The organism is Amycolatopsis albispora, assembly GCF_003312875.1.
Classification (GTDB): Bacteria; Actinomycetota; Actinomycetes; order Mycobacteriales; family Pseudonocardiaceae; genus Amycolatopsis; species Amycolatopsis albispora.
Genome location: NZ_CP015163.1, coordinates 2,552,454 through 2,575,157, shown reverse-complemented (window position 1 = coordinate 2,575,157; position 22,704 = coordinate 2,552,454). Strand labels below are relative to the sequence as shown.

The following is a 22,704-nucleotide window of genomic DNA, read 5'->3' as shown; positions in this document are numbered from 1 at the left end:
TCCGGGTGGTGGACACCACGGATGAAACACTTCCGGGGTGATCCTCGGATACGTGTTCGCCGTGCTGGCGGCGGTGGCGTCGGGTAGCGGATCGATCCTGGCGTCGATCGGCATCCGGCGGGCGGGTGCGTACGCCGGCCGGTCACGGGACCTGATCGGCGTCGGCAGGCAGCCGTTCTACTGGCTCGGGCTGGGCGTGGACGTGCTCGGTTTCCTGTTCGCCGCGGCCGCGCTGCACCGGCTGCCGCTGTTCCTGGTGCAGTCCGTGCTGGCGTTCAGCGTCGGTGTCACCGCGCTCATCTCCGCGCTGCTCGGCACGCGGCTCGCCGCCGCGGGCTGGGGTTCGCTCGGCCTCGGCGCGCTCGGCCTGGTCCTGCTCGGCATCTCGGCCGACCCCGGCCCCGGCAAGGTGCTGGAGGCGGGCTGGCGCTGGGGCCTGGCGGCGATGGTGGTGCCGGTGCTGGCGATCGCGGTCTACGCGCGTCGGCGCACCGGCTTCTGGGCGGCGCCCATGCTGGCCTTCGGCGCCGGGCTCGGCTACAGCTTCGTCGGCATCGCGGCGCGGACCCTGCACATCCCCGACTCGATCTGGCCGATCATCTTCGAACCGACGGCGTGGGCGATCCCGCTGAACGGGATCGCGGCCGCCGTGCTGTTCGCGATGGCCCTGCAGAAGAGCGGCGCCACCGCGGTCACCGCCATCATGTTCACCACGAACTCGGCGCTGTCCTCCCTGATCGGCCTGGTCTACCTGGAGGACGGCGTGCGCGCGGGCTTCGAAGGCGCCGCCGTGGCGGGCTTCATCTTCGCCATCGCGGGCGCGATCGGTGCCGCCCACTACGCGGCCATCGCCCGCCAGCCCGCCACCGCGACAACCACCTCTACCACCTCCTGACCCGCTTCCGCGGTTACGCGGCTTTCCGGTGGAGGCGCGACCTCGACACTTCGTGGGGTACCACGAGGGTGCGGCAGTGCGGTGACCAGACCGGTGCGCCGATGGTGCTGCTCCACGGCGCGGACGACTACGCCCGATGGCTGACCGAAGTGCTCACCGGGCTCGGCTGTGCCTGCGTCCACCTGGCCGGGTTTTCCCGTGACCGCGGTGGAACCAGGCGGGTTCGGGAAACCGGCTGGCGGTTCTACGGGTGGGCGGCGCGGAACCTGGTCCGCGCCGCCACGCCGTTGAGCCGGTTCGTCAAGCTGTCCGAGACCGAGCGCGCGGTCTCGAGAGACTTTCATCTTCGCCGAACACAGCGCACTGCACCGGTCGGCGCGGGTGCTCGCCTTCGCCGGGGCGTGATTCCACCAGGTCCGCGATCAGCTGGGGAACATGCTGGTGACGTTGACGAACGTGCCGGTGATGCCCATGGCGTCGTCCGAGGCGAGGAACGCCAGCGTGGCGGCGACCTCGGCCAGCCGGGGCGACCGCTTGGTCATCCGGGCCTCGGTGAGCGCGTCGAGGATCTGCTGCACCGATTCCTGGCTCACCGGCAGCGAGCTGTTGACGGCGGAGAGCTTCTCCGGGGTGAACGTCTCCGGGATCCCGGCCACCCACACACCGAGGGCGCGCACGCCCTGCGGGCCGATCTCGACGGCCAGGTTGCGGATGTAGGTGTCCAGCGCCGCGTCGATCGAGCCGGTCGCGCCCATCATGGGGCTGCCCTGGGCGGAGCCGCTGTTGAGCGCGAGGATGACCCCGGAGCCCTGGGCCGTCATGTGCCGGGCGGCCGCGCGGGCGGTGATGAAGTTGGTGGTGACGCCGGTGGTGATCGGGCCGGCGAAGTCCTGGACCGACATCTCCGCCAGCGGGACGCCCTGGACGTCACCGCGGCTGACCAGGTTGAGGGAGATGTCGAGGCTGCCTGCTTCGGCCACGACGGCGGCCGCGTGCTCGTCGACCGCGGTTTCGTCGAGAGCGTCGACGACGGCGACGTCGGCCCGGCCGCCGGCTTCCTTGATCTCGCCGGCGAGCTTGGTCAGCGCCGGTTCGTGCCGTCCGGTGAGGAAGACGCGGGCGCCGCGGGCGGCGAATTCCCTGGCGACGCCACCGCCGATGGCTCCGCCGGCGCCGTAGATGACCGCGTTCTTGTTGTGCAGGCTCATGGGAGGTTCCTTCCGCTCGGGTCGTGTTGTGGTGCTCGACCGTTGAGACGCGGAAGGCGCGCGAATCCCATCGGTGTGGCTCAGGTGAGCGTCAGCGGCAGGCCGAACGCGGGGAACAGGTGCGGCTCGAAAGCGGTGATCTCGGCGACCTTGCCGTCCTCGATCCGCAGCACGTCGAGCACCTGCGCGCGGTAGATCCGGGTGCCCGGCCGTCGCACGTACCCGGCCGCCGCGGGGAGCCGGTTGGCGCTGGTCGGCAGGTGCTTCCATTCGCCGAAATAGCCTGGTGAGGCGGGGTCGAGCGACTCGCTGACGAACTTGAGGAAGGTGTCGCGGCCGGAGAACCACAGCGGGTTCGGCGGCATGGTGACCAGCACGTCTTCCCGGAGCAACTCGGCCATCACCCGGGCGTCCCCGTTGCCGGTGGCGGCCGCCATGTAGCGCCGCAGGACGGCCTGCTCCTCCTCGGTCGGCTCGGTGGTGCGTGCCCACTCGCCGCGGTGCCGCGGCAGCCGTTCACGCAGGGTGGCCCGGGCGCGCTGGAGCGCGCTGGTGACCGCCGCGACGCTGGTTTCCAGCAGGTCGGCGGTCTCCGGCGCGGTCCACCCGAGCACGTCGCCGAGGATCACCGCGGCCCGCTGCTTCGGCGGCAGGTGCTGGATGGCGGCGAGGAAAACCAGTTCCACCGTCTCCCTGGACTCCGCGGCCTCGTCGGGTTCGGCCTCGGCCGAGGCGACCTCGTCGAGCTGGGCGTCCGGATAGGGCTGCAGCCAGGGCAGGAACTGGGGTGGTTCGCCCCGCTGGTCGACGCCGGGCAGCGGGTCGTAGGGACGCGGAACCCGCTTGTTGCGGCGCAGGAAGTCCAGGCAGGCGTTGGTGGCGATGCGGTAGAGCCAGGCGCGGAAACTCGACCGCCCTTCGAAGCCGTCACGGCCACGCCATGCCCGCAGGAAGGTCTCCTGGACCAGGTCCTCCGCGTCGTCGTAGGAGCCGACCATGCGGTAGCAGTGCACGCGCAGTTCCCGCTGGTGCTGCTCGATCCGGCCGGCGAAGGCGACCTCGTCCCCGACCTCGTGCCCGATTTCCGTCACCGGGTCCTCGGTGACGTTTTCCTCCTTCGCCCGCAGCGTGAGCTGGGCGATGCGCCGCAGCCTGCTGACCCGTGAGGTGAGCGTGGCGAGATCGGTGAGGAAGGTGTCCGGTGGCTGCGGGGCCAGCCGGTTCGCCACGTGGCCGACCTCGGTGATGAGAGCCGTGACGTCGGGTTCGGGAGTGCGCCGCGACCGATAGGCCCGCTGACGGCACGCGGCCGAGCAGTAGACCGCGGTTCGCCCGCGAGGTCCCGTCTTCGGCGGCAGCGGGCCACCGCAGTTCGCGCAGACCGGTCCGGCCATGGCACCTTCCCCCCGGAAAAAACGTCACACGCGTTCGCGTTACGCGTGCCCCTGCGGTCGTATAATAGGCTATACGTGGGCGCTCAGGCCGAGCCGGTGGAGTTCCCAGCCGGCGAGTTCCGCGATGACCTCCGGATCCCGCGTCCGCCAGCCGTCGGTGACCTCACCCGCGGCGGCCAGCCGGGGCAGGGGCTGGGTGACCAGCGCTCGCAACGCCAGCAGGTCCTGCCCGCCCTCGCCGAGGCGCCGCAGCCGGACGCCCGCGGTGGCCCGGCGGACGAACCGCACCCGCAGCGGCAGCCAGGTCACCAGCAGGAACAGCACCGGCAGGCCGATCAGCACCACCGCCAGCCACCACGCCAGGTCGCTGACCGCTGCCACCTGCCACTGGCCCGCCTCGCTCAGCCGCGTGCCCGCGTCCGAGCCGGTGTGCAGCGCGCCCGCCAGCGCCTCGCCGACCAGCGGGAGGTCGTCGGCGTTGTCGGCCGCCGAGTCGAAGGTGCCGCGCAGGCCGGCGCCCGCCTCGATCAGGCCGTCGCCCGGCGCGCGCAGGCGCATCACCTGCGTGTGCGCCTCCGTCGCCAGCCAGGTCGCGAACCCGGTGACAAAGACCGCGAAAAGATCGCTGAGCACCTGCAGGCACCAGCGGAACGGCCGATCGGCGTAGAGCTTCATGCGGGGACACCTCGCAGCGGCAGGGGAGAACTACCGGAACCACGGGGAACTACCCCGCCGCCGGGAACCGAATCCTCGCCGTGCGCGAGAATGCGGCGATGGGGACCGCGGAGAAGCACCTGGTGTACTGCTGGATCGAGCGCGACGGCGCGGTGTTGTTCCTGCGCCGCACCGAAGGCACCTTCCACGGCGGGCGCTGGGAACTGCCCGGTGGCACGGTCGAACCCGGTGAGCCGATGGAGACCGCCGCCGTGCGCGAGGTCGCCGAGGAGACGGGGCTGACCATCCGCATCACCGGCGAGCGCAGCCGCCACAGCTGGATGGACGTCACCGGCCGCGATCTGCGGGTCCACGCCCGGATCTACGTGGCCGCAGACGGAGCCGGGGAAGTGGTGCTCAATCCCGGCGAGCACCAGGAATACGCCTGGCTGACCCCGGCGAAGGCCGCTGGGCTGGACCTGCTGCCGCACGTGCGCGAAACGCTCACTCCCTGAGCATCGCGATGCCGTGGTCGGCGCGGGTTTCCTGGGCCAGGTAACCGATTCGCCGCGCGGTGTCGCGGGCCAGCCGGTGGTGCCGCAGCGCGGCCTCCGGATCGCCGGTGGCGCGGCAGGCGGTGCCGAGGCTGTTGGCGGCCATGGCGAGCATCAGCGGGTGGTTCAGCCAGGTCAGGATTTCGCACGCGCGCTCGGCCTGCTCCCTGGCGCGCGCCGGGAGCTCCGCGGCCAGCAGCACTTCGGCGTAGTCGATGCGGCTCCACGCCTCGCCGAACGGGTAAGCCAGCTCGACCGCCTCGCGTACGGACCGATCGGCCACGGCGACGGCTTCGCCGGTCCGGCGCAGCCGCGACAGCACCACGGCCTCCTGTGCGACGCTGAGCACGGCACCGCGGTGGTCCCCGGCGCGCCGCCGGATCTCGGTGGCGCGGCGCGCGCAGGCCAGCGCCTCGTCGAGTTCGCCGAGCATTTCCTCGTTGTGACTGGCGTTCGCCAGGATCAGCCCGGTCAGCGCCGGGTCCTCACCGGCCAGTGCCAGGGCTTCCCGGTAGCAGGTGCGGGCTTCGCCGTAGCGGCTGAACATCCCGTGCAGCGCGCCCAGCCTGCTCAGCGCGCTGGCGCGGTCGGTGGCGGATTCGGCGACACGCAGCCGTTCCTCAGCGCACGCCATGGCTTCGGCGAGTTCACCGGATTCCCAGTGCGCGTCGGCGAGATAACCGAGGCTGCGCTGGATGGCGTCGGCGTCGCCCGCCCGGCTGGCGGCGGTGTGCCCGGCGCGTGCCACGGCCAGGAACTCGTCGCGGCGCCCGCGTTGCTGCAGGTGCGCCGTGGCGTGCTCGGCGATCCGCCACGCGTGGTCGTACCGCCCGCTGAGCAGCGCGTGCTCGGTGACAGCGGCCAGGTTCCGGTCTTCCGCGGCGTACCAGTCCTCGTCTCCGCCGTCGCGGTAGTGGTCCAGCAGGCGGTCGAGCGCGACGGCGGTTTCGTTCTCGTCCGCGAGACTTCGGGCGTGCTCGGCGAGCAGGTCGTGGAACTGGTAGGCACCGCGGCCGCGCTGGGTGAGCAGATGCGCGTCGAGCAGATCCTCCAGCAGCCGTTCGGTGTCCACTCGCGACAGTCCGGCCAGCGCGGCCGCGGCGCCGACGGCGAGTGAGCTGCCGGGATGCCCGCCCAGCAACCGGAAAAGGCGCCGCTGCTCACCGGTAAGGTCCTGATAGGACAGTTCGAACGCGGCAGCCACGTCCCGGCTGCCCGCACGCAGCTCGGCCAGCCGGTGATGCGCGGAACCGAGCCGGCCGGCCAGCTCCTCGACCGTCCATTGCGGACGGTGCCGCAGTCGCGCGGCGGCGATCCGGATGGCCAGCGGCAGATAACCGCACCGCGCGGCCACTCCCGCGTCCCGGCGGCCGGAGACCGCGGTGAACAGCTCGGCCGCCGTCGCGGGCGGCAGGAGGTCCAGCGAGACCGGCACCGCGCCGTCGAGCGCGGTGAGGTGGCGGCGGCTGGTGGCCAGCACGGCCACCGTGCCGGTGCCCGGCAGCAGCGGCCGCAGCTGCTCCTCGTTCACCACGTTGTCCAGCAGTACCAGCAACTTCCGGCCCGCCGTGCGTGCCCGCCACAGCGCCGCCCGGCCTTCGAGGTCGCCGGGATGGCGGTTCGCGGGCACGCCGAGCTGCACCAGCAGCGCCGCGAGCGCGGCTTCCGGGCGCAGCGGCGCGCGGCCGGGCGTGTAACCGTGCAGGTCGACGAAGAGCTGTCCGTCGCCGAAGGCCGGGGCGGCCAGGTGTGCGGCGCGCACGGCGAGCGCGCTCTTGCCGACGCCCGCCATGCCGTCCACCACCACCGGCGCGCCCTCGGCGAGCAGCGTCACCAACTGCTGCACCTCGTGCTCGCGGCCGGTGAAATCCGGCAGGTCGTAGGGCAGGTAACACGGCCCGGCCCGATCCTCCGGCGGGTCGCGGAGCGCTTCCTCGTGCAGCGCGCGCAGCCGCGGCCCCGGCTCGACGCCGAGTTCGTCCACCAGCCGTCGCCGCGCCGACTGGTACACCCGCAGGGCGTCCGCCTGCCGCCCGCGCTGGATCAGGGCCCGCATCAGCAACCCGGCGAAGCCCTCGCGCAGCGGGTGCTCGGCGACCAGCGCGGTCAGCTCGCCCACCACATCGGCGCCCTCGGCCAGTTCCCCGGACAAGCACAACTCCACAGTGGACAGACGGCGTTCCTCCAGCCTGGCCACCGCGCCGTCGAGCGCGGCGCTGCCGACCCCGGCCAGCGCCGGGCCGCGCCAGCACGCCAGCGCCTCGCGGTACTCGCCGCGTTCGGCGAGCGCTTCGAATTCATGCAGGTCGAGCCACGGCGGGCGCAGCACGAAACCGGGGCCTTCCGCGGTGAGCACGTCCTCGGCGAAGCCCGCGCCGAGCAGCGCACGGCGCAGCGCGGTGGTCACGTTGCGAACCTGCCTGGTCGCGGTCGCGGGCGGCTCACCGTCCCACACCACGTCGACCAGCCGCTCGACCGGCACCACCCGCCCGGCGTCGAGCAGCAGCGCGGCGAGCACCCGTTCCTGACGCGGCCCGGCGGGCGGCACGGACCGGTCCCCGGTGCACACGCGCACCGGCCCCAGCACTCGGAACCCCGGACCCTCCATGACCTGCTCAGCTAACCAGCTCGGCGGGGGCGATGCACGGGTGATGCGGAGGCGGTGCGCGGCCCCGGCAGGCTCCTCACCACGAAGCCGGATTACGGAGGGCAAAATGCGCAAATGGGTGTCCGCGGCACTGGGCGTCGCGGCGGTGGGCACGGCGGCGGTGGTGGTGCCGATGGCGGCGTCGGCCACCGACGAGCAGGCGGCGAACCAGGCCTGCCAGCGGGAATTCGACCACGCCGTGTGGGAGGACATGGACAGCTTCAACAAGCGGGACGAGGCGCGCTACCGGGCGATCATCCACCGCGACATGGTCACCGTCGGCCGCAAGGGCCAGCTGTTCATCGGCTACGACGCCAACGTCGATCCGGTGATCGAGGCGTTCAAGCTGCCCTACGAGTGGTCCATGCCGTGGACGGTCACGCACACCGTGGTCAACGGCTGCAAGTCCGGGTTCGCCATTCTCGACGCGTACTACCAGGTGCCCTCGCAGAACGTCAACCGGCACTACACGATCAGCCTGACCCTGGTGAAGGAACGCGGGAAGTGGCAGGTCATCAAGGACACCGTGACCGACGTGGTGCCCTGACCTGACCGTTCACAGGCTGAAGTCGTCGAGCAGGCTGGCCAGCATCAGGTTGGCGAAGTGGTGGCCGACCTGCTCGCCGCTGAGCGGGCCGTCGTGGTGGTACCAGTGGCCCAGCCGGTGGATGGCGCCGAAGTGGTACTGCACCACGATGTCGGCGGGCACGTCGGTGCGGAACAGGCCCGCGCGCTGGCCCTCGGCGACCAGCTCGCGGACCCGTTCGTGGTACCGGCGGCGTTCCGCGCGCACCTGGGCCACCTTCCGCTCCGGCAGCAGGTGCATCGACTGGAAGAAGACCACCGCCTCGTCCAGGTGGGCGATGCTGGTGGCGACCACGTCCACCACGATCGCGTGGAGCCGCTGCGGGAGCGGGAGATCGGACGCGGCGATGGTCTCCATCCGCTGCGTCTGCACCCGCAGCATCCGCGTGTAGATCTCGTGGAGCAGGTCGTCCTTCGAGTCGAAGTAGTGGTACAGCCCGCCCTTGGTCACCCCGGCCGCGAGCACGATCTCGCGGACCGAGGTGCCCTCGTAGCCCTTCTGCGCGAACAGGGTGGTCGCGGCGCGGAGCACCCTGTCGCGCACCGTGGAACCGTCGCCGGACTCGGCGGCCGTGCCGGTCATGCCGGGACTCCTTTCCACGGTTGTAGATGATCACATGCTAGCTGGTACCGCCGAACAGGTTGATCTCCTGCGGAGTTTTCCGCTGCAGGTTCGCCGGCGTGATCGGCCCGGTGGCGCGGTCGGTCACCATCGGCGGCTGGATCTCCGTGGTGGTGGTGTCCGGATTGATCTTGAACACGAACGCGCCGGTGTACCCGGAGTGCGACTGCTGCGTGAATCCGAAGGGGGTGAGGCCGGGACCTTCCAGCGCGCCGGAGCTCATCGCGTCGACGAGCTTCTGCCTGGTGAGGTCCCGGCCTGCCGCCTTGAGCGCCTGCGCGAAGGTGAACGCCTGCACCATGCCGAAGATGACGGTGTTGGTCAGCTGCTCGTTCGGGATGTACTTCTGGTGCACCTCGCGCAGCAGCTTGATCCACGGGTCGTCGGCGCGGCTGACGTCGGGCAGGTAGCCGGTGCCGACCAGGCCGTTGAGCAGTTGCCCCGCGGAGACCTCGGTGCCGCCGCGCTTGCCGAACTCCTGCAGCAGCCCGGTCAGCGTGGCCGGGTCCGCGCCGATGCTGCTGACCACGAACTGGGCCCGGTACCCGAGCTTGGCCGCGTTCAGGATGGACAACGCGGTGTAGGCGGGCACGCACGAGCACACGATGACCTCGGCACCGGCGTCGCGCAGCGCCGAGATCTGGGGCACCACGTCGGTGTTGGCCGGGTCGTAGCCCTGGCGCGACACGATCTGGCCGGCGATGAACTGGTCCAGCCCGGTCTGCGAGTCGCGGCCGACGTCGTCGTTCTGGAACATCAGGCCGACCTTCTTGCCGGCCAGGTTCTTCTTGATCCAGTCACCCTGGATCTTGCCCTCGCGGGTGTAGTCCACCTGGTAGCCGAAGGTCATCGGGCTCTTGGCCGGGTCGTCCCACATCAGCGCGCCCGAGGAGACCAGCAGGTCGGGCACCTTCTCGGTGTTGAGGAACTCGATCACCTTCGAGTGCGTCGGCGTGCCGAGCCCGCCGAGCAGCGCGAACACCTGGTCCTGCAGGACGAGCTTCTTGACCACCTCGACCGTGCGCGTCGGGTTGTACCCGTCGTCCTCGACGCGGTACTCGATCTTGCGCCCGTTGATGCCGCCGTTTTCGTTGATGTAGTCGAACATCGCCCTGGCACCGACCGAGATCCGGCTGTACCCGGGCGCGGCCGGGCCGGTCAGCGGCTGGTGCGTGCCGATCAGCACGCTGGTGTCGGTGACCCCGGGCGCCGCGCCGGCGTCGGCGGTGTCGCCGGTCTGCTGCTCACCGGCCCCGCTGCAGGAGGCCAGGGTCAGTGCCGCGGCCAGTGCCGCGGCGAGGACCGTGGTTCGTTTCATCGATGACCTTCTTCCGTGCGTCGGAGACGGGACAGGCGGGTTCGCAGAGCCCGGACCCCGCCCTGGATCCCTTGGGGGAAAGCGAGGACAACCACGATGAGCACCACGCCGTACACCGCGAGCGGCAGGTTGTTCGCGATGTCGGTGCCCAGCTCCAGTGCGTGCGTCAGGTCCTCCGACCACGCCTGGAAGTAGACCAGCGCGAGCGCGCCCCACAGCGCGCCCCACATGCTGCCGATGCCGCCGAGCACCATCGCCGCGAGCAGGCTCAGCGACAGCACCGGGGTGAACGAGCCCGGCGCGGCCGTGCCGAGCAGGAAGGCCTGCAGGCCACCGGCCAGCCCGCCGCAGACCGCGCTGAGCACGAAGGCCAGGATCTTCGTCCGTCCGATGTGGATACCGGCGAGCTCGGCGGAGACCTCGTCGTCCCGCACCGCCCGCAGCGTGCGCCCGAACCGCGAGCGGGTCAGGTTCGCCAGCACCACCAGCGCCAGCAACACGGTGGTCCAGACCACCCAGGCCTGCCACTGCGGGGTGGGAATGGTGCCCGCCAGCGCGGCCGGCCTGCTGTTCACCGTGAACGCCAGCCCGTTGCTGCCGCCGAGCAGTTCGGGGAAGCGCTGGGTCACCGCGGGCAGGCCGACCGCGAGCGCGAGCGTGGCCCCGGCGAGGTACGGCCCGTGCAGCCGTGCCGCGGCGGCGCCCGCCAGCGTGCCCGCCACCCCGCTGGCCGCGGCGGCCAGCAGCAGGTCGGCCCAGAACGGCAGGCTCGGCACGTGCAGCACCAGCAGTGCCACGGTGTAGGCGCCGATGAACATGAACGCGCCGTGCCCGAGGGAAACCTGCCCGTTGAACCCGGTGAGCAGGGTCAGCCCGGCCACCGCGATCAGGTAGTAGCCGACGGTGGCCAGCCGGACGTTGGTGAACGGGTCGACGACGAAGGTGAGCGCGACGATCACGGCGAGCGCGGCCAGCGCCAGCAGCAGGTGCCGGACCAGCGGCGGCATCCCGGCCCGGGTGGCCGGCGGCGCCGGGGTGCCCGCGGTGAGGCGGTCGCGCAGCGCGGTGGACTTTCCTGCCATGGTTCAGACCCTCCTGGCGACGGCGTGGCCGAACAGGCCGTTCGGGCGGAGGGCCAGCACCAGCACCAGGATCGCCAGCGCGGCGACGGTGACCAGTTCCGGCCCGAGGTAACCGGACACATAGGACAGTCCAATGCCGACGGCGAAGCCGCCGAGCACGGTGCCCGCCGGATTGTCCAGCCCGCCGATCACGGCCGCGGTCAGCGCGTAGACAAAAACCCCGTCGAGCACGGTGGGGAAGAGGAACGGCGGGGTGGCCAGCAAACCGGCCAGCGCGCCGACGGCGGCGGCGAGCGCCCAGCCGACGGTGAGCATCAGCCCGACCCGGACGCCGAGCATCCGCGCCACCTCCGGCTTGAACGCCGCCGCCCGCAGCCGCAGGCCGAGCGCGGTGAACCGGAACAGCAGCCCGATGCCCGCCGCGGTGCCGAGCACCACCAGCACGGTGAACAGGTTCGAGCTGGAGAACATGCCGCGGAAGTCGAAGGCGTACGGGAAGGACTGCGGCTCGTTGGTCCAGATCATGCCTGCCACCGCCTGCAGCACCATGAGCAGGCCGAGGGTGACGATCACCGGGCTGAGCTCGGTGCGGTTGCGCAGCGGGCGGATCAGCAGCCGTTCGGTGAGCGCGCCGAGGATCGCGCCGGCGACCAGCGCCACCGCGAAGGCCAGCCAGTAGCTGCCGGTCGCCTTGTTCACCGAGTAGGCGAGATAGGTGGAGATCAGCGCCAGCGCCGGCTGCGCGAAGTTGATCACCCGGGTGGCCCGGTAGATGATCACCAGCGACAGCCCCAGCGCGGCGTAGACGGCGCCGGTGGCGACACCGTTCACGGTCAGGGCCAGGAAACCGTTCATCGACTGCGGTTCCGTTCCGGTCGGGGGTTCAGAAGCCGAGATAGGCGTGGCGGAGCTGGTCGTCGGCCAGCAGGTCCTCGGCGCGATCGGTGGCGACCACCCGGCCGAGGGACAGCACGAACCCGTGGTCCGCCACGGACAGCGCGCTGCGCGCGTTCTGCTCGACGAGCAGCACGGTCAGCCCGGTGGCCGCGCGCAGGTCCTCGATCACCTGGAGGATGCGCAGGGTGACCAGCGGCGCCAGGCCGAGCGACGGCTCGTCCAGCAGGAGCAGGCGCGGCCTGCTCATCAGCGCGCGGCCGATCGCCAGCATCTGCCGCTCGCCGCCGGACAGCGTGGCCGCCAGCTTGCCCTGGCGTTCGGCCAGCGGCGGGAACAACTCCAGCACTTCGCGCAGCGCGGCCGCGCGGTCGGCGCGGTCGCGGCGCCAGAGCGCGCCGAGGCGCAGGTTCTCCTCGACGGTCAGCTCGGTGATCACACCACCGCTTTCCGGCACGTGCACCAGCCCGCTGCGGGTGAGGCGGTCGGCGGGCCAGCCGGTGACGTCGGTGCCGTCGAAGCGCACCCGCCCGCTGTCCGGGGCGACCAGGCCGCCGACGGTGCGCAGCAGCGTGGTCTTGCCCGCGCCGTTCGCGCCGAGCACCGCGGTGATCGATCCGTCCTTTGTGGACAGGCTGACCGCGTCCAGCGCGCGGACCGCGCCGTAGCTGGTGACCAGCTCCTCGACCTCAAGCACGGCTGGTCTCCTCCGTTTCCGCGCCGAGATAGGCCTCGGTGACCAGCGGGTCCGCGCGGACCTCGGCCGGGGTGCCGTCGGCGATCACCTCGCCGAAGTTGAGCACCACGATGTGGTCGCACACCCGCATCACCAGGTCCATGTGGTGCTCGACGACCACCACCGAGGTGGTGTCGGTGAACCGGCGGATGCGCTCGGCCAGCTCGTCGATCTCGGCGCCGGACAGCCCGCTCGCCGGTTCGTCGAGCAGCAGCATGGCGGGCTCGGAGACCAGCGCCCGCGCCAGCGCGACGCGTTTCTGGACGCCGTAGGGCAACATGCGCGGGAACGCCCCGGCGTGCTGGTCCACGCCGAGTTCGTGCAGCACGTGCCGGGCCTTCGCGGTGAGCGAGGCTTCGTCGCGGGCCGCCTTGCGCGTGCCGAAGAGATTGGCGAAACCCTGTGCCGTGGCGTGCTTCTGCGCGCCCGCCAGCACGTTCTCGAGCACGGTGAGCCCGGCGAACAGGCCGAGTCCCTGCAGGGTGCGCGCGATGCCGAGGCCCGCGAGTTCGCGGGGACTGTGGTTGCGCAGCGGGTCACCGCGCCAGCGCAGCGTGCCCTGCTCGGGCCGGACGAACCCGCAGATCACGTTGAACAGCGTGGTCTTGCCGGCGCCGTTGGGGCCGATCACGCCGACGACCGTGGCGGGTGGCACCGCCATGGTGACCTCGCGGAGCGCGACCAGGCCGCCGAACCGCACGGTGATCCGGTCGAGCTCCAGCAACGGTGAGGGGGAAGCGATCGTCATTGGTCTCCTCCACGACACGGGTTCCCAATATGTGGAACACCCGATACCGCGCGGTCGGTATGACGCGAAACTATGCGGAACCGGGCATCGGCGTGTCAACCCCTCGGGTGCCGGTCGTGACCTGAGCGTGCCGTGCGCCCAGTGCGTGGACGTGCCCCGGAAAAGCCCGGGAAGCACGGAACTCGGCTGCCGCGCGGGCAGCCGAGTTCCGTTTTCCGGGTGCGAGTGGGGGGTTACGGGCGCGGGCCGACCTCCCGGTCGCCGTCGCGGACCAGAATGGCTTGCACGGGACAGGAATCCGCCGCGTCCAGCACGATCTCGTCCGGCTCGATCTCGCTCGCGACCGGTTCCGCGTGCTCGCCTTCGAGCACAAAGTGCTCCGGCGCGAGCGCCGCGCACATGCCGGACGCGATGCAGTCCGTGGCCGACACCTCGACTTGCCAAGTCATTCCGCGCTCACCAGCCCACCGGCATGGTGCGCGGCCCGCGCACGATCATCTGGCTCTTCCACACGATGTCCCCGGCCGGGTGCAGCCCGGGAAACCGCCGCAGCAGCGCGCCCAGCGCCTCCTGCAACTCGAGTCGCGCGAGTTGCGCGCCGAGGCAGTGGTGCACACCGTGCCCGAACCCGAGGTGCTGGCCGACTTCACGATCGACCTTCAGCTCGTCCGCCTCCTCGAAGCGCAGCCGGTCGCGGTTGGCCGCGCCGACCGCGACCAGCACCGGTTCGCCCGCGCGGACCAGCACACCGCCGACCTCGACGTCTTCGGTGGCATAGCGGGGAAACGCCGCCCCGGCGCCGAGCGGCACGTACCGCAGCAGTTCCTCGACCGCGTTGTCCAGCAGTTCCGGGTGTTCCCGCAATTTGGCCAGTTCGCCGGGATTTTCACACAGCACGTAAACGAAGTTCGGGATTTGCGACGCGGTGGTTTCGTGCCCGGCCACCAGGATGCCGACGCACAGGTCGACCAGTTCCAGTTCGGACAGCCGGTCGCGGACGTCGCGTGCCTCGATCAGCGCGGTCATCAGGTCGTCGGCGGGCTCGGCGCGGTGCCGCTCGATCAGCCCGGCCATGTATTCGCGGATCTCCTCCTGGTTCCGGTCGAACTGCTCGAGGGTGAGCCCGGCGGTCGAGAGCAGGCGGTCGCTCCACACGCGGAAGCGCGGCCGGTCCGCCGCGGGCACGCCGAGCAGTTCGCAGATGACCGCGACCGGGATCGGCAGCGCGTAGTTCTCCACCAGGTCCACCGGCGGGCCCATGGCCTCCATCTGGTCGAGCAGGGAGTGCGCCAGCTCGCGGACGCGCGGCCGCAGCGACTCGACGCGGTGCTTGGTGAACGCCTTCGCCACCAGGGTGCGCAGGCGGGTGTGGTCCGGCGGGTCCATCGCGAGAATGCCGTTGGTGCGCTGCGCGGGTGAACTGCGTGGCGCGTCGTGGAATTCGGCGGCGGCCCGGCTGAACCGGCGGTCGCCGAGCACCAGCCGGACGTCGGCGTAGCGCGTGGCGAGCCAGGCGGGCTCGCCGTAGGGCAGCCGCACGCGGAGCATTCCCTCGCGCTCGCGGGCGTCGGCGTAGGCGGCGTCGAGTTCGAGGCCGTCGGTCTGGTTGAACGGGTAGGTGACGGGTTCGAGGCTGGTCATCGGCGACCCCCGTTGATCGTTGTTGTAAGCAACTGCTTACAACGTACGACCGGGTCACGGATCGCGTCAACGTGATCACCGGGAGGAGCCGGGATACCGTGTGCGCCTGACCTGGAGGGGGAACGGTGACCGGACGGCAACGGCGCCGCCGCGACGCGACGGCGACCCGGCAGGCCCTGCTCGACGCGGCCGAGCAGCTCTTCGCCGAGCGCGGGTTCGACCGCACCACCGTGCGTGAGATCGCCCGCCAGGCGGAGGCGAACCAGGCGCTGCTGTTCCGCTACTTCGGCTCCAAGGAAGCGCTGTTCGAGGCGGTGGTCGCCCGCCGGGGCCGGCAGCGGCTGGCCAAGGGCGCGCCGGAGACCCTGGTCGAGGACACGCTGCGGGGCATCCTGGTGCCCGAGTCGACGGCGCACCACTCGCTGGAGACGCTGCTCCGCTCCACCGGCAACGACAACGCCGCCGCCGCGATCCGCCGCGAGGTGGGGGAGGAGTACAGCCACGCGCTCGCGGCCCTCACCGAGGCGGACAACGCGGACCTGCGGGCCGACCTGGTGCTCGCGTGGATCCTGGGCATCGGCCTGCTGCGGCACATCGCCCAGAAGGACCCGCTGGCCGATGCGGACCCGGACGAGGTGGTCGACCTGGTACTGGGCGCGGTGCGCACCCTCCTCGAACGCTCGGGCTGAGCTCAGCGGGCACTGTGTACTGAGATCTCAGCGGGTTTCGCGGGTGCGGCAGCGGGTTCGGCGGTCATCGCGACACCCAGCACGACGCCGAGCGCGGTCAGCCAGAGCGCGAGCCGGACCAAGGTGGACAGCGGGCACAGGATCTTCATCTTCACTCCAGCCGGGGCGTGGGCTTGTGGGTCGCAAAGCCCAGCCTCTCGTCCGGAATGCTTGGCGCAGAAGGGGTTTCGTGTTTCCCGGCCGGACGGGAAACGGGCGAAGGCCCCGGGGGGCCTTCGCCCGCCGGGGTCAGCCGGTGACGTCCAGGTGGGCGGGGACCGGGGTGGGCTTGGGGGCCTTGCCACCCGGCTGGGGCTTGTCGCCGCCCGGCTTGGTCGGGGGTGCCGGGGTGTTGTCGTCGCCGGGCTTGGCGCAGGTGGCCGAAGCGATGTCCAGGGTCTGCGTCTGCCCGAGCAGCTTGGCCGACACCGCGGTCACCGTCAGCGTGCCGTCGTCGTTCTTGGCCTGCTTGTTCACCACCAGCTCCAGCAGCGGGGCCAGCGGCACGGTGGTGTTCGGCGGCACCTGGTCCAGCTTGACCGCCTTGCCGCCGACCTTCAGGTTCGCGATCGACACCGAACCCTTGCCGTCGCGGCAGTCGGCCTTGATCACCTCGGCGCTCACCCCGGGCAGGGTGGCTGCGGCGGGCAGCACGCCGAGGTCCAGCGAGAGCCCGGCGACGCTGGACTGGGCGTGGCCCGGCTTCACCTCGGCGTTCAGCGCCTTCGCGCTGACCAGCGACGGGCCGGAGGTCGGCAGCGCCACCGAGGCGAGCGACTCCTGGCCGGTGCCGGTGACCGACGGCGTGCGGGGGATCTTGACCAGCCCGGACGCGGCGATGGCGTACGCGGACTCGGCCGGGGCGGCCGCGGCCGGGGTGGCGACGGCCAGGCAGGCCGCCACCGAGCAGACGAGCACGCCGGTGGTACGTGGGGACAAGGGAACTACCTCCATTTTTCGGGGGATTTGGTGAGCGGACCTGGTCGGGGCTGGCCGCTCAGGTGATCAGGACGACGGTGCCGAGTGGCAGTTCGACGAGGCGGTCCAGCGCCTCCCGGGTGACCCGGATGCAGCCGTCGCTGTTGGCCTTGCCGACGAAGCTGTCGTCCGGCCAGGTGTGCAGGCCGACGGTGCCCGGCCCGCCGCCGAACGTTTCGTGTGAGTCCGAGTGGCTGCTCAGCGGCAGCACGATCGGGCTGTAGGTGTTCACGCTCTCCTCGATCGAGGCGAGGATGAACGCGCGGCCGGTGGGCGTCGGGTGCTCCGGTTTGCCGATGCCGACCGTCCACGAGCCGGTCGGCTTGCCCGCTTCCAGGATCTCCAGCCGGAACTCGGCGAGGTCCACGGTGACCTGGAAGTCGTTGTGCGCCGATTCGACGGTCTCCGGCGTGGCGTGCAGCCAGCCGCTGGCGCCGTTCGGCCGGGTCGGCAGCAGCACCTGCGCCCAGTCGCCCTGCCGCGAGATCACCGGCACCCAGGTCGGCGAGCCGATCTGGGTCTGCGGCAGCCGCGCGATCGGTTCCCCGCCCGGCGCGCGGTAGACCACCGCGTCCGCCTTGGGGTGCAGCACCTCGCCGCCGGTGGGGAGCAGCGGCGACGGGTCCGCGGGCGCGGAGTTCAGTTCGCCGAAGGTGTTCGCCTCGGGCAGTGCGGCGAGCGCTTCGGGTGACGGCGGTGGCGGAGCCGCGGGGGCGGCGGCCCCGCCACCTTCGTCGCCGGCGGTGCCGCAGCCGGACAGCGGCAGCACCACCAGCACCAGTGCGATGAGCGCCAAAACCGCATGAGGGCGTGCGCCACCGCGGGAGGTCTGCAGTTGGGTCATCAGGGTCTGTCCTTGCGCAGAGTCATCCACAACAGGATGTGAATCCGGGGAAGCCATTGCTAACACCGAAGCCCTGCGTCAATCAACGCACACGATTTGTATTCGAAACACCGCTGCCTGCGGTTTTCCGTTGTTTCCGCAGGTCACAACAATGGGCCTGGTTCACTCGATCGGGGCGGAAAACCAATTTCTGTAACGCGCGAGAAAACACACTCTGAGTGGCGGTTCCTGCGTCCATTTCGGAGAGACGCCGACAATTGCCGCCGGGTGGCGATCACGGGGAGTGCCTGCGGCGGGGCCCCGGCGGGCGGGGCGGCTTGCTTTTCCTCGAACGGGTGACAGTATCCGCCGGGCACTGGAGTGCACTGGGGTGCACCCCAGTGCCGGGCGTGGTTGGGTGATCACCATGTCGTCCGCCGCCGGGGAACTGGAACGCGCGCTCGGTGTGCCGGTCACCCCGTGGCAGCGGGCCGGGGAGTTCCACAACCAGCACTTCCGGGCCGACGGGAGCTTCGTCAAGGTGCTGGACAATCCCGCGTGCCACCGCCACGCGATCCAGGCCGCGCCGCTCGCCGAGGCGCTGGTGCCGCGCACCCCGCGGCTCCTCGGGTACGGCGAACTGGGCCCGGACCGCTGGTGGCTGTCCTACGAATGGGTCGAGCTGGCCCCGTTCGACCCGGTGCCGGAGGCGGTCGAGACGGCGGGGGAGATGCTCGGCCGCCTGCACCGGGCGTCCGCCGCGCTCGACCTCACCGACCGGCTGGACCACCTCGACCCGCGCGCCGAACTCGACCACCGGCTGTCCGTGCTCGACCGGATCGACGGGGAGGCCGCCGCCCGCGTGCGCCGCGTGCGCGACCGGTTCGACGGCGTCGAGCTGACCGGGCCGCCGGTGCTGCTGCACGGCGACGTGCACTGGAAGAACTTCGGCGTGGACGAGCGCGGCGCCATCTGGTGGTTCGACTGGGAGGACGCCGGTTGCGGGCACCCGCTGCTCGACTTCGGCGAACTGGCCGCCTTCCCGCTGTCCGACCCGGCCGTGCGGGACGCCTTCCTGCGTGGTTACCACCGGCACGCCGATCCGGTGTACCCGTGGCCGGAGGCGATGGCGCTGGTCCGCCTGCACACCGTCGCCGGTGTGCTGGTCTACGCGCTCGCGCGGGACCTGCCCAAGTTCGCGCGCCAGGGTTTCGCCCTGCTCGAAGCGCTCGAAACCCCGTAGGCCTCCACGTCGAAACCACGCGGGTGCCGGGTGACGACCACCGACCGCGCGGCGGCGGCCAGCATCAGCAGGACGCCGAGGTTCTCGCCCAGTTCCTCGGCGTGGTAGGTGAGCACGTACAGCGGACCGCTCTCGTCCGCGGCGATCAGCAGGCCCTGCAGCGCCTCCCCGCCGAGCGCGGCGGCGAGCAGCAGCGCGCAGCCACCGGCCATGCACCACCGGGCGGCGCCACGCAGCCGCACCGCGAGCAGCAGCATCGCGGTGGCCACCACGACCCCGGCGGCGATGCCGGGAAGCAGCCAGTAGAACGGGAAACCGTCCTCGTAGACCACCAGCTGCCTGCCGATCCGGTCGAGGCGTTCGTGCAGCTGCGTGTGGTCGTCGAGGGACAGCGCGCCGAGCATGAGCGCGCTGCCGAACCACGCCCACGCGCCGCGCAGGCCCCTGGCGCGCGCGAGCAGGCCGACCACCAGGTGCGCGACCGTCGCGGTGACCAGCAGCCCGGTGCTCCACCACGTCGGCAGATTGCCCTCGACAAAAACGTCCAGGTAGAGCTGCACCTCACCGCGGTCGTTGGTCAGCGGGTGGTCGATCAGCGCGGGCACGGCCATGCTGGCCACGTTCAGCGCGACGGTGATGGTGAGCACCACCCAGCCCGCCGTGCGGAACCGGACCGGCCGGAGCTGAATCGTGTGCTCGACACTGGACATAACGGGCAGATTAGCCAGCCGGGACCGCCTTCCCGTCCTGGATGAAAGTTCTCTCATCCACCGCTCACGAAGCCGTCATGCGAGGTCAGGACGGTGGACCAGGTGAACACCGAGCTGAGCCTGCTCACCGGGGAACCGGCGGGCGAGATGCTGACCGCGGTGGTCGGCGAAGCGGGCGGCACGCTGCTGCGCTGGTCCGCCACGCAGGTGGACCACCAGCCGCGCGGCCGGACCACCGTCGGCTACACCGCGCGCGTGCGCTGGGGTGACGGCACCGAGACCGGCGAGACCTTCGGCGCCTGTTCCGGGCCGCTGCCCGAGGGCGTGGTCCGGCTGAGCGACGGGGTGACCGAGATCGGCGTGTGGCGGTTCCCGTACGACCCGGAACTGCCCGCGCTGCCGACCGCCTTCGACGCGGCCGGTGTGCGCCGCCTGCTCGAAGACGCCGGGCTCCGCTGCGATGGCGACGTCCGGCTGCGCCTGCGGTCGTACCGGCCGCGGCGGCGGGCGGTGGTCGAGGCGACCACGCGTGACCGGCGCCAGGTCTTCGTGAAGGTGGTGCGCCCTTCGCGTGCGCGCGAACTGCACGAACGGCATCGGCTGGCTGCGTCGGCGGCGGTACCGCAGTCGCTCGGCTGGACCGGCGACGGGCTGGTGCTGCTGGCCGGGCTGCCCGGCCGGACGTTGCGGCAGGTGCTGCTCACCGAGGAGGCCGTCGCACTGGACGCCGCGAGCGTGGTGTCCGCTTTGGACGGTCTGCCGCCGGAGCTGGCGGACGGCCCGCGCCGCCGCACCTGGGGGCAGAAGGCCGGGCACTACGCCGAGGTTATCGCCGCGGCGGCGCCCGAATTCTCCGCGCGGGCAACGGAAATCGCGCGTGCGGTGGACCACGACCGTCCGCAGGGGCCGGACGTGCCGGTGCACGGCGACCTGTACGAGAACCAGCTGCTGGTGCGGCACGGCCGGGTCACCGGCCTGCTCGACATCGACGGCGCCGGGCGCGGGGAACGGCTCGATGACGCCGGTTGCCTGCTCGGGCATCTCGCCGTGCTCGGGCAGCTGCACCCCGGCAAGGCGGCGTCGATCCTGGCCGCCGGTGCCGTGCTGGAGGACCGCTTCACCGCGGACCTCGACCGCGCCGACCTGGCCAGGCGCGCGGCGGCCGTGGTGCTCTCGCTGGCCACCGGGCCGCACCGGGTGCAGGAGCCGGAGTGGCGGCGCCGGACCGGTGAACGGCTCGCGCTCGCCGAGCGGCTGCTCGATGAAATTTCCTTCACCCGCGGTGCCGCCCTGCCTTCATCTTCGGACGGCATCGTGGACCTTGTCAGCACAGTGAAGGAGTGATCGATGAACAAGCGACCGTGGCTCATCGCCGGAGCGACCATCGCACTGGCCGGGTTCGGCACCGCGGTGGCCGCCGCCGACGGCGGCACCCAGCTCAACGACCCGCAGCCCGCGCCGGTGGTGCAGCAGATCGACGGGGCGGGCGCGGCGCCGGCCGCGGTGGACCAGTCACCCGAGTCCGCCGACTCGCCCGCGGCTTCGCCGGTCGACTCGGCCGATTCCGCCGCCGACTCGCCGGACGACGTGGCCGGCCAGAACGCCGCGGACACGGCGAACACGGCCAGCACCCCAGACGACGCGGACGACACGGACACCGCCGACAGCCCCAACTGAAGCCGGTGACCGGGGCACCCCTCCTCCCCGCCCCGGTCACCCCCAGTGGGCGGGCGCGGCCAGCGACCGCGGCAGCGCGGTGCGGCCGTCGCCCCTGGCGGAGTCCACTTGGGACTGGATGAGGAAGATGCTCTCGGACAGGTCGGCGCCGCGCAGGTCCGCGTCGCGGAAGTCGGCGCCGATCACGTCCGCGAGCCGCAGGTCGGCGCCACGCAGGTCGGCCCCGATCAGGTACGCGCCACGCAGGTTCGCCCCGGCGAGCTTGGCGTTGGCCAGCCGCGCGCCGATCAGGTCGGCACCGCGGTGGTTCTTCTTCTTGCCCCGCACCGAAGCACGCGCCAGTTCGCTGGCCCGCGAGAGCAGCGCGTTCGCCTCTTCGCGCAACGCGCCGACGTTGGTTTCGAGCAGTGCTTCCGGGCTTTCCTTGGTACGCAGGCCGATTCGCTCGCGCACCTCGCGCAGTCCACTGTGGACCGGCTCGGCCTGCGGCAGGTCGAGCGCCTCGGTCAGGTAGTACAGCAGTTCGTGCAGGTGCCGCATGACCGGGAAGACCTCGAACATCTGCTTCGCGGTTTCCGGCGCCCGCCGCCAGTCACGGCCGCCGTAGGTGACCTGCGCGACCTTCTGGCCGGCGCCGAAGCAGTCGTAGACCGTGCAGCCGGGAAAACCACGCGGGCGCAGTTCGGTGTGGATGCCGCAGCGGAAGTCCTCGAGCAGGTTGGGGCACGGCCGCCCGGCGGGCTTGTCGATGGCGAAGTCGGCCGACTTCGCGAAGGCGGGTGCCACGCAGCACAGGGCGAAGCACTGCGCGCAGTCGGCGCGCAGGGCGCTGCGGTCTAGCTCGGGCAAAACGGGCTCCAGCCGGGTTCTCGGTCGGGGGTGTCCGGCCGAGTTTACCCGCTGACCAGCAGGAAGATCGCGGTGCAGCGGGCCACCACCTGCTCCTCGGTGAAGTCGAGGTCACCGTCCAGCCACGCGGTCAGCGTCTGGGACAGCCCGCCGACCAGGAACTCGGTGTCCAGTTCCAGCGTGGCGTCCTTGACCGCGCCGTAGAACTCCCTGGCCTGCGTGCCGAGCAGCCCGGCGAACATGCGAGCCGACGCGGCCCGCCGCTCGGCCAGCACCGCCAGGTTGAGCTTGGGGGAGAACAGCAGCCTGCCCCGGCGCGGGTCCTCGGCGACCAGGCGCACGATGTTGGCCAGCCCGGCGCGGACCTTGGCGTGCGCGTCGGCGGGCGCGCCCTGGACCGCGGCCAGCGTGGTTTCGGCGATCTCGCCGACGACGTGGTCGAACACCGCGGCGGCCAGCGCGTCGCGGTCGGCGAAGCTCTCGTAGAAGTACCTGGCCGCGAGCCCGGCGGCCTTGCACGCGCCGCGCACGGTCAGCGTGCCCTCGGTGCCGAGCAGGTCGAATCCGGCCGCGACGAACTGCGCGCGGCGCTCGGCCTGGCGGTCTCCGCCCGCCACCCCGCCGTAGACCCGCAAGGGCGAAGTTTCCATGGCCCCATCTTGACAGGTTCCGCACCGAGCCGGTCTGATATCTGCGAACGGACGTGAGCAGAATTGGA

At 71.6% G+C, this 22,704-nt stretch carries 25 protein-coding genes; 7 read left to right on the top strand and 18 right to left on the bottom strand.

Going from position 1 to position 22,704, the window contains the following annotated elements; all coding sequences use genetic code 11:
• Positions 1–37 precede the first annotated feature (37 nt).
• On the top strand, positions 38–895 hold the full coding sequence (locus A4R43_RS12025; protein ID WP_113692423.1) for a hypothetical protein: 858 nt from the start codon (positions 38–40) through the stop codon (positions 893–895).
• Between the two features lie 422 nt (positions 896–1,317).
• Here the strand turns inward: A4R43_RS12025 and A4R43_RS12020 are convergent, their stop codons facing one another.
• The 3 genes from A4R43_RS12020 to A4R43_RS12010 form a co-directional block, all read right to left on the bottom strand.
• Entirely contained in the window at positions 1,318–2,103 is a 786-nt protein-coding gene (locus tag A4R43_RS12020; protein WP_113692422.1) for an SDR family NAD(P)-dependent oxidoreductase, read from the bottom strand.
• Between the two features lie 80 nt (positions 2,104–2,183).
• On the bottom strand, positions 2,184–3,497 hold the full coding sequence (locus A4R43_RS12015) for an RNA polymerase subunit sigma-70 (protein WP_113692421.1): 1,314 nt from the start codon (positions 3,495–3,497) through the stop codon (positions 2,184–2,186).
• Between the two features lie 69 nt (positions 3,498–3,566).
• On the bottom strand, positions 3,567–4,172 hold the full coding sequence (locus tag A4R43_RS12010; RefSeq protein WP_113692420.1) for a hypothetical protein: 606 nt from the start codon (positions 4,170–4,172) through the stop codon (positions 3,567–3,569).
• A gap of 98 nt (positions 4,173–4,270) precedes the next feature.
• Between A4R43_RS12010 and A4R43_RS12005 the strand changes: the two genes are divergently transcribed.
• Entirely contained in the window at positions 4,271–4,666 is a 396-nt protein-coding gene (locus A4R43_RS12005) for an NUDIX hydrolase (RefSeq protein WP_113692419.1), read from the top strand.
• Here A4R43_RS12005 and A4R43_RS12000 read toward each other — a convergent pair.
• Positions 4,656–7,313 (bottom strand): AfsR/SARP family transcriptional regulator, encoded by a 2,658-nt coding sequence (locus tag A4R43_RS12000; RefSeq protein ID WP_113692418.1) that lies wholly within the window; start codon positions 7,311–7,313, stop codon positions 4,656–4,658. The two genes, A4R43_RS12005 and A4R43_RS12000, sit on opposite strands and share 11 nt — an antisense overlap.
• A 106-nt stretch (positions 7,314–7,419) precedes the next feature.
• Here A4R43_RS12000 and A4R43_RS11995 point away from each other — a divergent pair, with 106 nt between their 5' ends.
• Positions 7,420–7,899, top strand: a complete 480-nt coding sequence (locus tag A4R43_RS11995; RefSeq protein WP_113692417.1) for a hypothetical protein — start codon at positions 7,420–7,422, stop codon at positions 7,897–7,899.
• A gap of 9 nt (positions 7,900–7,908) precedes the next feature.
• Here A4R43_RS11995 and A4R43_RS11990 read toward each other — a convergent pair whose 3' ends face one another.
• The 8 genes from A4R43_RS11990 to A4R43_RS11955 all read right to left on the bottom strand — a co-directional run bounded on the left by A4R43_RS11990 (position 7,909) and on the right by A4R43_RS11955 (position 14,978).
• Positions 7,909–8,520 carry a TetR/AcrR family transcriptional regulator gene (locus A4R43_RS11990; RefSeq protein WP_113692416.1) on the bottom strand — a complete coding sequence of 204 codons (612 nt, stop codon included), beginning with the start codon at positions 8,518–8,520 and terminating at the stop codon, positions 7,909–7,911.
• A 37-nt stretch (positions 8,521–8,557) separates the two neighbouring features.
• Positions 8,558–9,877: an ABC transporter substrate-binding protein gene (locus tag A4R43_RS11985; protein WP_113692415.1), complete on the bottom strand. Its 1,320-nt coding sequence runs from the start codon at positions 9,875–9,877 to the stop codon at positions 8,558–8,560.
• Positions 9,874–10,959 (bottom strand): branched-chain amino acid ABC transporter permease, encoded by a 1,086-nt coding sequence (locus A4R43_RS11980; protein ID WP_205215304.1) that lies wholly within the window; start codon positions 10,957–10,959, stop codon positions 9,874–9,876. The genes A4R43_RS11985 and A4R43_RS11980 overlap by 4 nt, the downstream gene beginning before the upstream one ends.
• Positions 10,960–10,962: 3 nt before the next feature.
• Entirely contained in the window at positions 10,963–11,814 is an 852-nt protein-coding gene (locus tag A4R43_RS11975; RefSeq protein WP_113692414.1) for a branched-chain amino acid ABC transporter permease, read from the bottom strand.
• Between the two features lie 28 nt (positions 11,815–11,842).
• Positions 11,843–12,550, bottom strand: a complete 708-nt coding sequence (locus A4R43_RS11970; protein ID WP_113692413.1) for an ABC transporter ATP-binding protein — start codon at positions 12,548–12,550, stop codon at positions 11,843–11,845.
• Positions 12,543–13,337, bottom strand: coding sequence for an ABC transporter ATP-binding protein (locus A4R43_RS11965; RefSeq protein ID WP_113692412.1), 795 nt, complete (start codon positions 13,335–13,337; stop codon positions 12,543–12,545). Before A4R43_RS11965 ends, A4R43_RS11970 begins: the two co-directional genes overlap by 8 nt.
• A 233-nt stretch (positions 13,338–13,570) precedes the next feature.
• On the bottom strand, positions 13,571–13,786 hold the full coding sequence (locus A4R43_RS11960; RefSeq protein ID WP_113692411.1) for a ferredoxin: 216 nt from the start codon (positions 13,784–13,786) through the stop codon (positions 13,571–13,573).
• Positions 13,787–13,793: 7 nt separating this feature from the next.
• Complete coding sequence (locus A4R43_RS11955; protein WP_113692410.1) at positions 13,794–14,978, bottom strand: cytochrome P450; 1,185 nt, start codon at positions 14,976–14,978, stop codon at positions 13,794–13,796.
• Positions 14,979–15,103: 125 nt separating this feature from the next.
• On the opposite strand from A4R43_RS11955, the gene A4R43_RS11950 reads away from it, so the two are divergent.
• Positions 15,104–15,667, top strand: coding sequence for a TetR/AcrR family transcriptional regulator (locus A4R43_RS11950; RefSeq protein WP_113692409.1), 564 nt, complete (start codon positions 15,104–15,106; stop codon positions 15,665–15,667).
• 2 nt (positions 15,668–15,669) lie between these two features.
• On the opposite strand, the gene A4R43_RS42670 is transcribed toward A4R43_RS11950, so the two are convergent.
• The 3 genes from A4R43_RS42670 to A4R43_RS11940 all read right to left on the bottom strand — a co-directional run bounded on the left by A4R43_RS42670 (position 15,670) and on the right by A4R43_RS11940 (position 17,528).
• Complete coding sequence (locus A4R43_RS42670; RefSeq protein ID WP_162788418.1) at positions 15,670–15,816, bottom strand: hypothetical protein; 147 nt, start codon at positions 15,814–15,816, stop codon at positions 15,670–15,672.
• A 139-nt stretch (positions 15,817–15,955) separates the two neighbouring features.
• Complete coding sequence (locus tag A4R43_RS11945; RefSeq protein WP_236808927.1) at positions 15,956–16,645, bottom strand: choice-of-anchor P family protein; 690 nt, start codon at positions 16,643–16,645, stop codon at positions 15,956–15,958.
• A gap of 58 nt (positions 16,646–16,703) precedes the next feature.
• Complete coding sequence (locus A4R43_RS11940) at positions 16,704–17,528, bottom strand: L,D-transpeptidase (protein WP_113692407.1); 825 nt, start codon at positions 17,526–17,528, stop codon at positions 16,704–16,706.
• Positions 17,529–17,934: 406 nt separating this feature from the next.
• On the opposite strand from A4R43_RS11940, the gene A4R43_RS11935 reads away from it, so the two are divergent.
• The gene (locus A4R43_RS11935; protein ID WP_162788417.1) at positions 17,935–18,750 is read left to right on the top strand and encodes a phosphotransferase family protein; all 816 of its coding nucleotides are present in this window, start codon (positions 17,935–17,937) and stop codon (positions 18,748–18,750) included.
• Here the strand turns inward: A4R43_RS11935 and A4R43_RS11930 are convergent.
• Positions 18,675–19,460 (bottom strand): hypothetical protein, encoded by a 786-nt coding sequence (locus A4R43_RS11930; protein ID WP_236808925.1) that lies wholly within the window; start codon positions 19,458–19,460, stop codon positions 18,675–18,677. The genes A4R43_RS11935 and A4R43_RS11930 overlap by 76 nt on opposite strands.
• Positions 19,461–19,553: 93 nt before the next feature.
• Here A4R43_RS11930 and A4R43_RS11925 point away from each other — a divergent pair, with 93 nt between their 5' ends.
• On the top strand, positions 19,554–20,804 hold the full coding sequence (locus A4R43_RS11925; RefSeq protein ID WP_113692405.1) for an aminoglycoside phosphotransferase family protein: 1,251 nt from the start codon (positions 19,554–19,556) through the stop codon (positions 20,802–20,804).
• Between the two features lie 3 nt (positions 20,805–20,807).
• Positions 20,808–21,137, top strand: coding sequence for a hypothetical protein (locus A4R43_RS11920; protein ID WP_113692404.1), 330 nt, complete (start codon positions 20,808–20,810; stop codon positions 21,135–21,137).
• A 36-nt stretch (positions 21,138–21,173) separates the two neighbouring features.
• Here the strand turns inward: A4R43_RS11920 and A4R43_RS11915 are convergent, their stop codons facing one another.
• Both A4R43_RS11915 and A4R43_RS11910 read right to left on the bottom strand, forming a co-directional pair.
• Positions 21,174–21,986: a pentapeptide repeat-containing protein gene (locus A4R43_RS11915; protein ID WP_113692403.1), complete on the bottom strand. Its 813-nt coding sequence runs from the start codon at positions 21,984–21,986 to the stop codon at positions 21,174–21,176.
• 44 nt (positions 21,987–22,030) lie between these two features.
• Positions 22,031–22,636, bottom strand: coding sequence for a TetR/AcrR family transcriptional regulator (locus A4R43_RS11910; protein WP_113692402.1), 606 nt, complete (start codon positions 22,634–22,636; stop codon positions 22,031–22,033).
• Positions 22,637–22,704: the final 68 nt, after the last annotated feature.

Bases quoted from the DNA above. Each gene is read 5' to 3' on its own strand.
- A4R43_RS11960 (WP_113692411.1), bottom strand. From the start codon at position 13,786: ATGACTTGGCAAGTCGAGGTGTCGGCCACGGACTGCATCGCGTCCGGC.
- A4R43_RS12005 (WP_113692419.1), top strand. From the start codon at position 4,271: ATGGGGACCGCGGAGAAGCACCTGGTGTACTGCTGGATCGAGCGCGAC.
- A4R43_RS11935 (WP_162788417.1), top strand. From the start codon at position 17,935: ATGTCGTCCGCCGCCGGGGAACTGGAACGCGCGCTCGGTGTGCCGGTC.
- A4R43_RS12015 (WP_113692421.1), bottom strand. From the start codon at position 3,497: ATGGCCGGACCGGTCTGCGCGAACTGCGGTGGCCCGCTGCCGCCGAAG.
- A4R43_RS12010 (WP_113692420.1), bottom strand. From the start codon at position 4,172: ATGAAGCTCTACGCCGATCGGCCGTTCCGCTGGTGCCTGCAGGTGCTC.
- A4R43_RS11980 (WP_205215304.1), bottom strand. From the start codon at position 10,959: ATGGCAGGAAAGTCCACCGCGCTGCGCGACCGCCTCACCGCGGGCACC.
- A4R43_RS11930 (WP_236808925.1), bottom strand. From the start codon at position 19,460: ATGTCCAGTGTCGAGCACACGATTCAGCTCCGGCCGGTCCGGTTCCGC.
- A4R43_RS11920 (WP_113692404.1), top strand. From the start codon at position 20,808: ATGAACAAGCGACCGTGGCTCATCGCCGGAGCGACCATCGCACTGGCC.
- A4R43_RS11975 (WP_113692414.1), bottom strand. From the start codon at position 11,814: ATGAACGGTTTCCTGGCCCTGACCGTGAACGGTGTCGCCACCGGCGCC.
- A4R43_RS12000 (WP_113692418.1), bottom strand. From the start codon at position 7,313: ATGGAGGGTCCGGGGTTCCGAGTGCTGGGGCCGGTGCGCGTGTGCACC.
- A4R43_RS11995 (WP_113692417.1), top strand. From the start codon at position 7,420: ATGCGCAAATGGGTGTCCGCGGCACTGGGCGTCGCGGCGGTGGGCACG.
- A4R43_RS11940 (WP_113692407.1), bottom strand. From the start codon at position 17,528: ATGACCCAACTGCAGACCTCCCGCGGTGGCGCACGCCCTCATGCGGTT.
- A4R43_RS11910 (WP_113692402.1), bottom strand. From the start codon at position 22,636: ATGGAAACTTCGCCCTTGCGGGTCTACGGCGGGGTGGCGGGCGGAGAC.
- A4R43_RS42670 (WP_162788418.1), bottom strand. From the start codon at position 15,816: ATGAAGATCCTGTGCCCGCTGTCCACCTTGGTCCGGCTCGCGCTCTGG.
- A4R43_RS11990 (WP_113692416.1), bottom strand. From the start codon at position 8,520: ATGACCGGCACGGCCGCCGAGTCCGGCGACGGTTCCACGGTGCGCGAC.
- A4R43_RS11985 (WP_113692415.1), bottom strand. From the start codon at position 9,877: ATGAAACGAACCACGGTCCTCGCCGCGGCACTGGCCGCGGCACTGACC.
- A4R43_RS11955 (WP_113692410.1), bottom strand. From the start codon at position 14,978: ATGACCAGCCTCGAACCCGTCACCTACCCGTTCAACCAGACCGACGGC.
- A4R43_RS11965 (WP_113692412.1), bottom strand. From the start codon at position 13,337: ATGACGATCGCTTCCCCCTCACCGTTGCTGGAGCTCGACCGGATCACC.
- A4R43_RS12020 (WP_113692422.1), bottom strand. From the start codon at position 2,103: ATGAGCCTGCACAACAAGAACGCGGTCATCTACGGCGCCGGCGGAGCC.